Here is a 15,861-nt window from a genome sequence, read left to right on the forward strand (position 1 = left end):
TTTCGGGAATTGGTGAAAAAGCGACGCCAACTAACTAATTTATATACTTATTTAAAAAGCTCACTAACGAGCCAAAAACGTGCATAAGTTTTCACCGTTGGAAAAAAGCCGGCCCATGAGGCCGGCTTTTTTGTGGCGGATGTCCGGTCCTGAATGCCGGATTATTTTGCGGGTTGAAGCAGCAACGCCACCAATGCGCTCCAGCCGGTCTGATGGGACGCGCCCAACCCTCGGCCGGTCTCGCCATTGAAGTATTCATGGAACAGCACCAAATCCCGACTGGCAGGATCAGCCTGCAACTGTGGATAAGCCGCCATGCTCGGGCGACGCCCGTCCTCGTCAAGCAAAAACAAACGCGTCACGCGCTGGCTAAGCCCATCGGTGACTTGATCCAATGACGCCAGGTAACCGGAGCCTGTCGGGTATTCGACCAGGAAATTGTCATCGTAGTACCGATGAAACTCGCGCAGGGATTCGATCAGCATGTAGTTGACCGGCATCCACACCGGGCCACGCCAGTTGGAATTGCCGCCGTACAGTCGCGAGTTGGATTCTGCCGGCTGATAATCAGCGCACAGCGTGTTGCCATCTACTTGCATGCTGAACGGCTTCTCAGCATAAGCCTTGGACAAAGAACGAATGCCGAACCTGGAAAGAAACTCACTTTCGTCGAGCATCCGCGAAAGCAGGTTCTTGGTCCGCTGGCCACGCAGCAAAGCGAGCAAATACCGGTTGCCCTTGCCGGGCTCGGTCCAGCGCGATACCAGCCGAGCCAGATCAGGGCGATGCCGCAGAAAACCGAGCAACCGCTCACGCAACCCCGGCAAACCTTCATGTTCGTGTTGCTCCAACACTTGCACGGCAAACAGCGGCATCAAGCCCACGAGAGAACGCAGACGCAGCGGCTCAGTACTGCCGTCGGGGCGATGCAGAACGTCGTAGAAAAATTCGTCCTGATCGTCCCAGAGGCCACCTGAACTGTCGTCAATTCGGTTAATAGCCCCGGCGATGTACAGAAAGTGTTCGAAAAACTTAACCGCGATATCGACGTACACCGAATTGCGTTTGGCCAACTCCAGTGCGATGCGCATCAAGTCCATCGCGTAAGCGGCGACCCACGACGTACCGTCGGCCTGATCCAGTTGATAACCGGGCGCCATCGCAGCCGATCGGTCGAACAGCGCAATATTATCCAGCCCCAGAAAACCGCCCTGAAACACGTTGCGGCCTTCGGCATCCTTGCGGTTGACCCACCAGGAAAAATTCAGCAAAAGTTTGTGGAAGATTCGCTCAAGGAAGTCGAAATCGCCTTTACCCGTCAGCTCTTTTTCTCGCTGATAAACCCGCCACGATGCCCAGGCGTGCACCGGCGGGTTCGCGTCGTCGAAGCGCCATTCATAAGCGGGCAGCTGCCCATTGGGGTGCATGAAGCGGTCCTTCACCAACAACAGCAATTGATGTTTGGCAAAACCAGGATCGATCAAGGCAAAAGCCACCGCCTGAAAGGCCAAATCCCACGAGGCGTACCAGGGATACTCCCACTTGTCCGGCATGGACACGATGTCGAAATTGGAAAGATGCCGCCAATGGGTGTTACGAATCCTGACGCGCTGTGGTGGGGGAGACGCTTGCGTCGGGTCACCGTCCAGCCAGCGATTGACGTCGAAATAGTAGAGCTGCTTGGACCATAACAATCCCGCCAATGCCTGGCGCTGCACATTCCGCGCATCGGCGTCATCAAGGCCGCTCTGCAGCGCTGCATAGTAGTCATCGGCTTGCGCACGGCAGCGAGCGAAAAGCGTTCTGGCATTTATCTTTTCGGCATCGAGAGGAGCAAAGCGCAGGTAGATGATTTGAGTCTCGTGACCTTTCAGCTCCAGGATAAAGTGCGCGGCGACACGCGTCCCCGTATCGCGGCGAATGGCATCGTCGTGTCCACCCACCACATAATCGTTGATCCCGTCCTTGAACGGACCGCTTGCCTGCTGACCGCTGAGCCTGGGCGTGTTGGTTTCGTTGTCGCAGAATAACCATTCGCACGTCTGCGGCCCCCAAGCGCTAGCCAGCCTGTCGGCTTGTTCGGGACAGCGCGCCAGTATCTGCTGCTCCTGTAGCACAAGGGCAGGGCGCTCAGTCGTATCGCCCCAGCTCCAGATGTTGCGCGCCCACAGGTGCGGCAGTACATGCAGTCGAGCAACCTGATCGGAGCGATTCTCTACAGTGACCCGCATGAAAATGTCGTCAGGCGTATGCTTCGCGTATTCGACCGTCACATCGAAATAGTTGTTGTCGTCGAACACACCGGTATCGAGGATCTCGTATTCCGTATCGTTCAGGCCACGACGGGCGTTCTCTTCGACCAGGTCGTTGTAGGGAAAAGCCGCATGCGGGTACTTGTAGAGCATGCGCATGTAGGCATGACTCGGGACGCCATCGAGGTAGAAATAGAGTTCTTTGACGTCCTCTCCATGATTGCCTTCAGCGTTGTTCAGACCAAACAAGCGCTCCTTGATAATCGGGTCGCGCTCATTCCACAGCGCCAGCCCCAGACACCATCGTTGCGCCTTGTCAGAGAAACCCGCCAGACCGTCCTCGCCCCAACGATATGCTCGGCTGCGCGCATGGTCATGCGGGAAATAACGCCAGGCATCGCCACCCGCACTGTAGTCCTCACGCACCGTACCCCATTGGCGATCACTGACATACGGCCCCCACTCACGCCAGCACTCGGCGTCGTCGCCAGACAAACGCTGGCCTTCGACGGTTTCACAAAGAGGGTTTGGCTTGGGTTCAGCGGTCATTGGTACTTCCAGAGCTATTGGACGTAACCCAGTGTAGAGCCGGAATGGTTCTTAAAAAATTCTATAGGCCATCTCTTGATAGTCGATGAATCAGATTTTGCGGCGTATTTGATGCTCACGCGGCTCACCCGACTGGGCACGAGCGAAAACGATTTTCGCTCGTGCTTTCAGGTGTCTCGGTCTTGTCTAGCCGTGGATGCGGTCAGCGAGGGTCAGCCAGGAAAATGTTCCTTGGCAATTGCCACGATTTCGTGCTCGGTCATCGGTGGGATGGCCGCAATAGCCCAAAGATCATAGGCCGGGTGTGCTCGCTGAATTGGCAACACCATTTCAAAGCCAGCTGCCTGCAAGGTGCCGGTCAGGACTTTCTTGGTGAAACCGCAACGATGCGCCATGTACAGATTGCCGTTGGCCATTGCCGGGCGGTGGCCGTACAGGATGTCGATCGGCGCAATCGGGCCGGCCGGTGAGAGGTAGGCCTCATCGGTCAATTTATCTTCGGCTACCAAGGCGCAAACCGATTGCAGATCGGGGCAGGTAATCACCACGAAGCCACCCGGCTTGAGTACGCGTTTGAACTCCGCCAGCGCCAGAGGCACCTCATGTGGATAGAGGTGCTCAATGTTGTGGCTGGAGAAAAGTGCATCCACCGAAGCGTCTTTTACCTGAGACATGTCGGTCATGGTGCCGACAATATCCGGGTTGACACTCTCGTCGATATCGAAGCGCAGCTCGTGCCAGTCCGCGGAGGAGAATCCCTTGGTCGTGCTGTTTTTGTTCTTCGGACCGCAACCTACATGAAGGAAGGTTTTCACTATCAGTTACTCGATCAAGGCCCTTGGCTGGATAGCTGAAGGGTGATGGGGGCGTGCGCCGGCGGCTAAAACCGTAGCCGAGAAACGGCGGATCGAACGCACACTAGGGGAAGTGTCCGGGGTGGTCAAGGCTATGCCGAGCACTGGCTTGTGCTGTCGCTCGGGAAGAAAACAAAAAAATGGCGTAAAAAAAATGGCGATGGCAATATGCCATCTAGGCTTCATTATGAAGGAGGCCTCTACTGCCGCCGGTTTTAATAACTTTAAGTATGAGAAAGGCAAAAAGCCATCAAAAAATCTTCTTAATGTTTTTGCCGGTTTGGTCGCTAATCAATAACACGCGGGGCTACCTAGTCCCCTAAATCATTCGCAAAACAGGCTACGGCGACATCGCTGGCAGCGCGGTTAATGACTCTAGACAGGATGCTTACATGAGCTTTATTTCTTCGTTGACCACCGCACAAATCGCAGCCTTGAGCACAACCACCATTGCCGGGCTTTCGACCAGCGATATCGCTGCCATGAGCACTGCGCAGGTTGCGGCGCTGACCGTCGCGCAAGTCGCTGCCATTACCAAGACGAACATCACCGCCTTATCCACCGTACAGATTCCGGCACTGACCACTGCCCAGGTTGTCGCGCTGACCACTGCCCAGGCTTCGGGTCTGCAATCGGCTCAGGTCGCCGCGCTGACCACCGCTCAGCTGGTAGCCGTGACAACGGCCGATGTCGCCGCTTTGTCGGCTGCAGCCATTCCGGGCCTGACCACCGCACAGGCCGCCGCCCTGACCACTGACCAGGTTGCGGCACTGACCACTGCCCAGATCGGCGCCCTGGTAACCGCAGATCTGGCGGCCCTGACCACCGCCCAGATCGTAGCGCTGACCACGGCTCAAGCTGCTGCTCTGAAATCGACCCAACTGGCGTCGCTGACTACCGCGCAACTGGTGGCGATGGCGACCACAGATCTTGCCGCACTGTCGACTGCCGCCATTCCGGGGTTGACGACTGCACAGACCGCCGCGCTGACCACCGGTCAGATCCAGGCCCTGACCACCGCCCAGATCAAATCCTTGACCACCGCCGATGTTGTTGCCTTGACCACGGCACAAGTGGTGGCCCTGACCACCGGTCAAACCGCATCGTTGACCGCAGCTCAACTCCAGGCGCTGACCACTGCCCAGTTCGCGGCGATGGGAACCGCAGATGTCGCGGCACTGACCACTGCCCAGATCGTGGCCATCCAGACGGCTGACCTGGCGGCATTGACCACAGCCCAAATCGTGGCGCTGACTACCGCCCAGGCTGACGCTCTGACCTCCACTCAGATCTCCGCGCTGACTACCGCGCAACTGGCCGCGATGGGGACTGCGGATGTCGCGTCCCTGTCCGTCGCCGCAGTCGCTCATCTGACCACGGCCCAGGTTGCAGCCCTGACTACCGCTGAAGTTGCGGCACTCAAGGCCACTCAAGTCGCGGCCCTTGGCACTGCCAATGTCGCAGCGCTGACCACTGCGCAAGTGGTGGCTCTGACCACTGCTCAGACTGCTGCACTGACCACCGCCGAGGTTGTGGCCTTGACCACCGCTCAGGTCGCCGCAATAGTTACCGCCGACGTTGCAGCCCTGACCGCAACCCAGATCAAGGCGATGCAGACTGCCGAGGTTGCGGCCCTGACCACCGATCAAGTAGCAGCCCTGACCACCGCTCAGGCTGGAGCAATAACGTCTGCCCAACTTGCCGCCTTGAGCACTGCTCAGTTTGCGGCCATGCTTGCTGTTGACGTTAGCGCGCTGTCCACTGCTGCTCTGGCGGGCATAACCACTGCACAGATCGCCGCCTTGACCACCGCGCAATCTGCCGCCATGACGGCCGCTCAGCTTGCTGCGCTGGGAACCGCTGCCCTGGCATCGTTGAGTACTGCTCAAATCGTGGCCCTGAGCACTGCTCAGGTCGCTGCTTTGACGCCAGCTCAGGTCGCCGCGCTGACCACTACGCAACTGGCTGCCATGGTGACGGTCGATGTCGCCGCTCTGTCGACTGCAGCCGTGGCTGCGCTGACCACCGCGCAGACCGTTGCCCTGACCACTGCCCAGGTCGCAGCGCTGACCACAGCCCAGACTGCAGCGCTGACCACTGCCGATGTCGTAGCCCTGACCACTGCCCAAGTCGTAGCCCTGACTACCGCTCAGGCTGCGGCGCTGAGTTCTGCGCAGATTGCCAAATTGACCACCGCACAACTGGTGGCCCTGCAGACGGCCGATGTTGCTGCCCTGTCGGCAGCTGCCGTTGCGAGCCTGTCTACCGCACAAGTAGCCGCTCTGACCACCGACCAGGTCGTTGCGCTCAAGGCCACTCAAGTCGCCGCCTTGACCACTGCCGATGTCGCGGCGCTGACCACTGCCCAGGTGGTAGCGCTGACCACTGCGCAAGTTGCCGCCCTGACCGCCACGCAAGTTGGTGTATTGACCACCGCACAAGTTGCTGCGCTGACTACTGCCCAGGTCGCTGCACTGACGCCGACGCAGGTCGGCTCGCTGGGAACCGCTGACGTGGCCGCACTGACCACCGCGCAAGTCGTGGCTCTGACCACCGCTCAGGCTGCTGCTCTGAAGTCGACGCAGCTCGCTGCGCTGACCACCGCACAGCTGGCAGCCATGGACACGGCCGATATCGCCGCTCTGTCGACTGCCGCCGTGGCTGCGCTGACTACCGCGCAGACCGTTGCCCTGACCACTGCCCAGGTCGCAGCGCTGACCAACGCGCAAATCGGTGCGCTGGGAACCGCTGACGTGGCCGCGCTGACCACCGCTCAAGTCGTGGCATTGACCACTGCCCAGGCCGGCGCCCTGAAGTCGACTCAGATCACCGCGCTGACCACCGCACAATTGGCGGCGATGACGACCGCAGATGTCGCCGCTCTGTCGGCCGCAGCCGTGGCTGCGCTGACCACTGCTCAGACCGTTGCCCTGACCACTGCCCAGGTCGCAGCGCTGACCACTGCTCAGACCGTTGCCCTGACCACTGCCGATGTCGTAGCCCTGACCACTGCCCAAGTCGTAGCCCTGACTACCGCTCAGGCTGCGGCGCTGAGTTCTGCGCAGATTGCCAAATTGACCACCGCACAACTGGTGGCCCTGCAGACGGCCGATGTTGCTGCCCTGTCGGCAGCTGCCGTTGCGAGCCTGTCTACCGCACAAGTAGCCGCTCTGACCACCGACCAGGTCGTTGCGCTCAAGGCCACTCAAGTCGCCGTCTTGACCACTGCCGATGTCGCGGCGCTGACCACGGCCCAAGTGGTAGCGCTGACCACTGCGCAAGTTGCCGCCCTGACCGCCACGCAAGTTGGTGTATTGACCACCGCACAAGTTGCTGCGCTGACTACTGCCCAGGTCGCTGCACTGACGCCGACGCAGGTCGGCTCGCTGGGAACCGCTGACGTGGCCGCACTGACCACCGCTCAAGTCGTGGCTCTGACCACCGCTCAGGCTGCTGCTCTGAAGTCGACGCAGCTCGCCGCCTTGACCACCGCACAACTGGCGGCGATGACGACCGCAGATGTCGCCGCTCTGTCGACCGCAGCCATGGCTGCGCTGACCACCGCGCAGACCGCTGCCCTGACCACTGCCCAGGTCGCCGCGCTGACCACGGCCCAGACTGCAGCCCTGACCACTGCCGATGTCGCAGCCCTGACCACTGCCCAAGTCGTGGCCTTGACCACTGCCCAGGCCGGCGCCCTGAAATCGACTCAGCTCGCCGCGCTGACCACCGCGCAACTGGTGGCCATGGGAACGGCCGATGTCGCATCTCTGTCCGCTGCCACTATCGCTGGCCTGACCACTGCCCAGGCTGCTGCCCTGACTACTGACCAGGTCGTTGCGCTCAAGGCCACTCAAGTCGCCGCCCTGAGCACCGCCGATGTCGCGGCGCTGACCACTGCCCAGTTGGTAGCGATGACCACAGCGGATGTCGCAGCGTTGACCACTGCCCAGCTTGTGGCGCTGACCACTGCGCAAACCGCCGCCCTGACCACCGGGCAAGTTGCAGCACTGACGCCGACGCAGGTCGGCTCGCTGGGAACCGCTGACGTGGCCGCACTGACCACCGCTCAAGTCGTGGCCCTGACCACGGCTCAGGCTGCTGCTCTGAAGTCGACGCAGCTCGCCGCCCTGACCACCGCACAACTGGCGGCGATGACGACCGCCGATGTCGCCGCTCTGTCGGTAGTAGCTGTTACCGGGTTAACCACTGCCCAGACTGCCGCCCTGACCACGGCCCAAGTCGCAGCCCTGACCACCGCGCAGGTTGGTGCACTGACCACCGCCGATCTGGCCGCGCTGACCACGGCACAAGTCGTGGCCCTGACCACCGCTCAAGCGGGTGCTCTGAAGTCGACGCAGCTCGCTGCGCTGACCACTACGCAACTGGCGGCTATGACGACCGCCGATGTCGCCGCTCTGTCGGTAGCAGCTGTTACCGGGTTGACTACTGCCCAGGCCGCTGCGCTGACCACCGACCAGGTTGCAGCCCTGACCACCGCGCAGGTCGCGGCCCTGACTAACGCTGATCTGGCCGCATTGACCACGGCGCAAGTCGTGGCCCTGACCACGGCCGAGGCTGGTGCCCTGAAGTCGACGCAGCTCGCTGCGCTGACTACCGCGCAATTGGTGGCCATGGGAACGGCCGATGTCGCGTCTCTGTCCGCTGCCACTATCGCTGGCCTGACCACCGCACAGTCTGCTGCCCTGACCACTGCCCAGTTCGCAGCGCTGACCTCCGCGCAGGTCGCGGCCCTGACTAACGCCGATCTGGCCGCACTGAGTACGGCTCAAATCGTGGCCCTGACCACCGCTCAGGCTGCTGCCCTGAAACCGGCTCAGCTCGCCGCGCTGACCACCACGCAACTGGCGGCGATGACGACCGCCGATATCGCCGCTCTGTCCCCTGCCACTATCGCTGCCACTATCGCAGGCCTGACTACTGCCCAGGCTGCGGCCCTGACTACTGACCAGATCGTTGCACTCAAGGCCACTCAAGTCGCTGCCCTGAGCACCGCCGATGTCGCGGCGCTGACCACCACACAAGTGGCCGCGCTGACCACGGCGCAAGCTGCTGCGCTGACTGCTGTTCAGTTAGCAGCCCTGACCACCGCGCAAACCGCCGCCCTGACCACGGCTCAGGTTGCAGCCCTGACCACCGCGCAGATTGCTGCACTGACCACCGCTGATCTGGCCGCGCTGACCACTGCGCAAGTCGTGGCCCTGACCACAGCCGAGGCTGGTGCCCTGAAGTCGACGCAGCTCGCTGCGCTGACCACTACGCAACTGGCGGCGATGACCACCGCCGATGTCGCTGCTCTGTCGGTAGCAGCTGTTACCGGGTTGACCACTGCCCAGGCCGCAGCCCTGACTACCGCCCAGGTCGCAGCCCTGACCACCGCGCAGGTCGCGGCCCTGACTAACGCTGATCTAGCCGCGCTGACCACGGCGCAAGTCGTGGCCCTGACCACCACTCAGGCCGCTGCTCTGAAATCGACGCAGCTCGCTGCGCTGACTACCGCGCAACTGGTGGCCATGGGAACGGCCGATGTCGCGTCTCTGTCCGCTGCCACTATCGCTGGCCTGACCACTGCCCAGGCTGCTGCCCTGACGACTGACCAGGTCGTTGCGCTCAAGGCCACTCAAGTCGCTGCCTTGACCACTGCCGATGTCGTGGCGCTGACTACCACGCAAGTGGCCGCGATGACCACTGCGCAAGCTGCTGCGCTGACTGCTGTTCAGTTAGCAGCCCTGACCACGGCGCAAACCGCCGCCCTGACCACGGCTCAGGTCGCAGCCCTGACCACCGCGCAGATTGCTGCGCTGACCACCGCTGATCTGGCCGCGCTGACCACTGCGCAAGTCGTGGCCCTGACCACCGCTCAAGCGGGTGCTCTGAAGTCGACGCAGCTCGCTGCGCTGACCACTACGCAACTGGCGGCGATGACGACCGCCGATGTCGCCGCTCTGTCGGTAGCAGCTGTTACCGGGTTGACTACTGCCCAAGCCGCTGCGCTGACCACCTCCCAGGTTGCAGCGCTGACCTCCGCGCAGGTCGCGGCCCTGACTAACGCTGATCTGGCCGCACTGACCACGGCGCAAGTCGTGGCCCTCACCACGGCCGAGGCTGGTGCCCTGAAGTCGACGCAGCTCGCTGCGCTGACTACCGCGCAACTGGTGGCGATGGGAACGGCCGATGTCGCATCTCTGTCCGCTGCCACTATCGCTGGCCTGACCACTGCCCAGGCTGCAGCCCTGACCACCGACCAGATCGTTGCGCTCAAGGCCATTCAAGTCGCTGCCCTGAGCACCGCCGATGTCGTGGCGCTGACCACCACACAAGTGGCCGCGATGACCACTGCGCAAGCTGCTGCGCTGACTGCTGTTCAGGTAGCTGCCCTGACCACCGCCCAGACTGCCGCCCTGACCACGGCCCAGGTCGCCGCCCTGACCACCGCGCAGATTGGTGCGCTGACCACCGCTGATCTGGCCGCGCTGACCACGGCGCAAGTCGTGGCCCTGACCACGGCCCAGGCTGCTGCTCTGAAGTCGACGCAGCTCGCTGCGCTGACCACTACGCAACTGGCGGCGATGGCGACCGCTGATGTCGCCGCTCTGTCGGTAGCAGCTGTTACCGGGTTGACTACTGCGCAGGCCGCTGCGCTGACCACTGCCCAGATCGCAGCCCTGACCACCGCGCAGGTCGCGGCCCTGACTAACGCTGATCTGGCCGCGCTGACCACGGCGCAAGTCGTGGCCCTGACCACCGCTCAAGCCGGTGCTCTGAAGTCGACGCAGCTCGCTGCGCTGACTACCGCGCAACTGGCTGCCATGGTAACGGCCGATGTCGCCGCTCTGTCGACGGCAACCATTCCTGGCCTGACCACCGCACAGTCTGCTGCCCTGACCACGGCCCAGGTTGCGGCGCTGACCACCGCGCAGATTGGTGCGCTGGAAACCGCTGATCTGGCGGCGTTGACCACCGCGCAAGTCGTGGCCCTGACCACGGCTCAAGCGGGTGCGCTGAAGTCGACCCAGCTCGCTGCGCTGACTACCGCGCAACTGGCGGCGATGACCACCGCCGATGTCGCCGCACTGTCGGCTGCCGCCATTCCGGGGCTGACGACTGCACAGACCGCCGCGCTGACCACCGATCAGATCCAGGCCCTGACCACGGCTCAGGTCAAATCCTTGACCACCGCCGATGTCGTTGCCTTGACCACGGCACAAGTGGTGGCCCTGACCACCGCTCAAGCCGCATCGTTGACCGCAGCTCAACTCCAGGCGCTGACCACTGCCCAGTTCGCGGCAATGGGAACCGCGGATGTCGCTGCATTGACCACTGCCCAGATCGCGGCTATCCACACGGCTGACCTGGCGGCGTTGACCACGGCCCAAATCGTGGCCCTGACCACGGCCCAGGCTGATGCCTTGACCTCAGCCCAGCTCGCCGCGCTGACAACTGCGCAACTGGTAGCCATGGCGACGGCCGATGTTGCATCGCTGTCCGCGGCGGCCATCCCTGGCCTGACCACGGCGCAGACTGCTGCCCTCACTACTGCACAGGTCGTTGCACTCAAGGCGGAGCAAGTCGCTGCGCTGAGCACCGCCGATGTCGCGGCGCTGACCACTGCCCAGGTAGTAGCGCTGACCACAGCGGATGTCGCAGCGTTGACCACTGCCCAGCTTGTGGCACTGACCACTGCGCAAACCGCCGCCCTGACCACCGGGCAAGTTGCAGCGCTGACGCCGACGCAGGTCGGTGCACTGGCCACCGTGGATCTGGCCGCGCTGACTACGGCGCAAGTCGTGGCCCTGACCACCGCTCAAGCTGCTGCTCTGAAGTCGACGCAGCTCGCTGCGCTGACCACTACGCAATTGGCGGCGATGGGGACCGCAGATGTCGCCGCTCTGTCGACTGCCGCCGTGGCTGCGCTGACCACCGCACAGTCTGCTGCGCTGACCACTGCTCAGGTTGCTGCGCTGACCACCGCGCAGATTGGTGCGCTGACCACCGCTGATCTGGCCGCGCTGACCACGGCGCAAGTCGTGGCCTTGACCACCGCTCAGGCGGGTGCTCTGAAGTCGACGCAGCTTGCTGCGCTGACCACTACGCAACTGGCGGCGATGACGACCGCCGATCTCGCTGCACTGTCGGTTGCAACCATCCCTGGTCTGACTACCGCTCAAGCTGCCGCGCTGACCACCGCGCAAGTAGCTGCACTGACCACCGCACAGATCGGCTCGCTGGGAACTGCTGATCTGGCAGCATTGACTACGGCGCAAGTCGTGGCCTTGACCACTGCTCAGGCTGGTGCCCTGAAACCGGCTCAGCTCGCAGCGCTGACCACCGCGCAACTGGCTGCGATGGGGACGGCCGATATCGCCGCTCTGTCCACTGCCACTATCGGTGCCACTGTCGCAGGCCTGACCACTGCCCAGGCTGCAGCCCTGACGACTGATCAGGTCGTTGCGCTCAAGACGGAACAAGTCGCTGCCCTGAGCACCGCCGATGTCGCGGCGCTGACCACCACACAAGTGGCCGCGATGACCACTGCGCAAGCTGCTGCGCTGACTGCTGTTCAGGTAGCTGCCCTGACCACCGCCCAGACTGCCGCCCTGACCACGGCCCAGGTCGCCGCCCTGACCACCGCGCAGATTGGTGCGCTGACCACCGCTGATCTGGCCGCGCTGACCACGGCGCAAGTCGTGGCCCTGACCACCGCTCAAGCCGGTGCTCTGAAGTCGACGCAGCTCGCTGCGCTGACCACTACGCAACTGGCGGCGATGACCACCGCCGATGTCGCCGCTCTGTCGACGGCAACCATTCCTGGCCTGACCACCGCACAGTCTGCTGCCCTGACCACCGCCCAGATCGCAGCGCTGACCACCGCGCAGATAGGTACGCTGACCACCGCTGATCTGGCCGCGCTGACCACGGCGCAAGTCGTGGCCTTGACCACCGCTCAGGCGGGTGCTCTGAAGTCGACGCAGCTCGCTGCGCTGACTACCGCACAGCTGGTAGCCGTGACAACGGCCGATGTCGCCGCTTTGTCGGCTGCAGCCATTCCTGGCCTGACCACCGCACAGTCTGCTGCCCTGACAACCGCGCAAGTAGCTGCACTGACCACCGCGCAGATTGGTGCGCTGGATACTGCTGATCTGGCGGCGTTGACCACGGCACAAATCGTGGCCCTGACCACCGCCCAGGCGGCTGCTCTGAAATCGACCCAACTGGCGGCGCTGACTACCGCGCAACTGGTGGCGATGGCGACCGCAGATCTTGCCGCACTGTCGACTGCCGCCATTCCGGGGCTGACGACTGCACAGACCGCCGCGCTGACCACCGGTCAGATCCAGGCCCTGACCACGGCTCAGGTCAAATCCTTGACCACCGCCGATGTTGTTGCCTTGACCACGGCACAAGTGGTGGCCCTGACCACCGGTCAAACCGCATCGTTGACTGCAGCTCAACTCCAGGCGCTGACCACTGCCCAGTTCGCGGCGATGGGAACCGCGGATGTCGCGGCACTGACCACTGCCCAGATCGCGGCCATCCAGACGGCTGACCTGGCGGCATTGACTACCGCCCAAATCGTGGCGCTGACCACGGCCCAGGCGGATGCCTTGAGCTCGGCCCAGCTCGCCGGGCTGACGACTGCGCAACTGGTCGCCATGGTAACGGCCGATGTTGCATCGCTGTCCGCGGCGGCCATCCCTGGCCTGACCACGGCACAGACCGCTGCCCTGACCACCGGCCAGATCGCGGCACTCAAGACTGTTCAAGTCACTGCCTTGACCACTGCCGATGTCGCGGCGCTGACTACTGCCCAGGTAGTAGCGATGACCACAGCGGAAGTCGCAGCATTGACCACTGCCCAGCTTGTGGCGCTGACCACTGCGCAAACCGCCGCCCTGACCACCGGGCAAGTTGCAGCGCTGACGCCGACGCAGGTCGGTGCGCTGACCACTGCTGATCTGGCGGCGTTGACCACCGATCAAATCGTGGCGCTGACCACGGCCCAGGCTGATGCCCTGAAGTCGACTCAGCTTGCTGCGTTGACGACGACACAACTGGCGGCGATGACGACCGCCGATCTCGCTGCACTGTCGGTTGCAACCATCCCTGGTCTGACTACCGCGCAAGCCGCTGCGCTGACCACCGCGCAAGTAGCTGCACTGACCACCGCACAGATCGGCGCGCTGGGAACCGCTGATCTGGCGGCGATGACCACTGCGCAAATCGTGGCTCTGACCACCGCCGAGGCGGGTGCCCTGAAGTCGACTCAGCTTGCTGCGTTGACCACGACACAACTGGCGGCGATGACGACCGCCGATCTCGCTGCACTGTCGGTTGCAACCATCCCTGGTCTGACTACCGCGCAAGCTGCCGCGCTGACCACCGCGCAAGTAGCTGCACTGACCACCGCACAGATTGGCGCGCTGGAAACCGCTGATCTGGCGGCGATGACCACGGCACAAATCGTGGCCCTGACCACCGCCCAGGCCGCAGAGCTGAATTCGGCTCACGTCGCCGCGCTGACCACCGCACAACTGGTGGCCATGACGACGGCGGATCTCTCCTCGCTGTCGGCTTCTGCGATCTCCGGTCTGACCACCGCGCAGACTGCAGCGTTGACCACCGCCGAAATCGTTGCACTCAAGGTCGGCCAGATTGCGGCCCTGACCAACACGGATGTCGCTGCATTGACCACCGATCAAGTCGTGGCCCTGACCACCGCTCATGCGGCTGCCCTGACATCGGCTCAGCTCGGAGCGATGACCACTGCGCAAATCGTGGCAATGGGGACTGCCGATCTGGCCGCACTGTCGACGGATACCATCCACGGCCTGACTACCGCGCAAACCGCTGCCCTGACTACCGGCCAGGTCGTAGCCTTGACTACCGCTCAGGTGGCGGCACTGGAAACCACGGACGTCGCGGCGCTGACCACTGCGCATGTGGCCGCGTTGACCAACGCGCAAGTCGCGGCCTTGACCCATGACCAGATCGGGGCTCTGACGACCGCGCAGACAGTCGCGCTGACGACCGCCCAGATCGTTGCCATGACGACCGAGCAGTTCGCAGCGCTGCATACTGCCGACGTGGCGGCCCTGACGACTGCTCAGATCGTTGCTATCGAAACGGCCGACATGGCTGCGTTTACCACCGCCGAAGTGGCAGCGTTGACCACTGCTCAAGTAGCCGTATTGACCACGGCGCAACTGTCTCACCTGAGCATGACCCAGGTGGATGCGTTCACCAGTACACAGTACGGGGCAATGAGCGGTGCCCAACTCGACGCGGTGGCCCTGTCCACGCCGCTGGTACTGGACCTCAATGGTAACGGTATCCAAACCTCGAACGTGCTCGGTGGTACTCAGTTCGACCTGAATAACACTGGCCACAAGGTAAGCACCGGCTGGACTGCAGGGGGTGATGGTCTGCTCGCCATCGACCTCAATGGCGACGGTAAAATCAACAATGGCTCCGAATTGTTCGGTTCCTCCTTCCGCCTCCCGGATGGTTCGCTGGCGCACGATGGCTTCGCTGCTTTGAAGAGCCTGGACAGCAACCACGATGGCGTCATCAATAAGGCAGACAAGCTCTTCTCGGCCCTGCAAGTCTGGGTCGACACGAACCACGACGGGATCAGCGAAAAGGGTGAATTGCACAGCCTCACCGATCTGGGTATCACCCAGATCAATCTCGATGTCGTCAAGACCGCGCAGCTCAACAATGGCAACTTGATCGGGCTGGAGAGTAGCTTTGAAACCAGCGATGGTCAGACCCACACGATTGCCGATGTCTGGTTCCGCACCAGCAGTAGCAATGGCCAGTCCATTGACCTGACGAAGCTGAATCCGGACGTCATCGGTGCTCATAGCCTCGGCCATATCGACCTCACGGCCAGTAACGGCCAGGCGAACACGCTGACGGTCGATGCCCAGGCCATCAGCAAGCTCGGTCAGGCGGGTCAGGTCAACTCGGCAAGCGGGGCCGCGGCGCCTGTGCAGATGATCGTCAAAGGTGACCATAACGATACGGTGAACATTACCGGGTCCAATGGCCAGTGGCATGAGGGAGGCACTACTACGGTCGATGGTGCGCACTACAACGTGTTCAACGATGGCAAGGTCCAATTGTTGGTCGCCACGGATGTCCACACTTGGATTCACTGAGATTCAGTGTTAAACCTTGATTGA

4 protein-coding genes are annotated in these 15,861 nt (G+C 62.6%); 2 read left to right on the forward strand and 2 right to left on the reverse strand.

Translation table 11 applies throughout. The features are described from left to right. Positions 1 to 161 precede the first annotated feature (161 nt). On the reverse strand, positions 162 to 2,801 hold the full coding sequence (locus AC1MEE_RS25525; protein ID WP_480412271.1) for an MGH1-like glycoside hydrolase domain-containing protein: 2,640 nt from the start codon (positions 2,799 to 2,801) through the stop codon (positions 162 to 164). 212 nt (positions 2,802 to 3,013) lie between these two features. Next, entirely contained in the window at positions 3,014 to 3,616 is a 603-nt protein-coding gene (locus AC1MEE_RS25530; protein WP_480412272.1) for a class I SAM-dependent methyltransferase, read from the reverse strand. 121 nt (positions 3,617 to 3,737) lie between these two features. Between AC1MEE_RS25530 and AC1MEE_RS25535 the strand changes: the two genes are divergently transcribed. Together AC1MEE_RS25535 and AC1MEE_RS25540 are read left to right on the forward strand one after the other, a co-directional pair. Then, positions 3,738 to 3,953, forward strand: coding sequence for a hypothetical protein (locus AC1MEE_RS25535; protein ID WP_480412273.1), 216 nt, complete (start codon positions 3,738 to 3,740; stop codon positions 3,951 to 3,953). A 94-nt stretch (positions 3,954 to 4,047) separates the two neighbouring features. Continuing rightward, positions 4,048 to 15,837 (forward strand): beta strand repeat-containing protein, encoded by an 11,790-nt coding sequence (locus AC1MEE_RS25540; RefSeq protein WP_480412274.1) that lies wholly within the window; start codon positions 4,048 to 4,050, stop codon positions 15,835 to 15,837. Positions 15,838 to 15,861 lie beyond the last annotated feature (24 nt).

Source organism: Pseudomonas sp. ASL3, assembly GCF_056680425.1.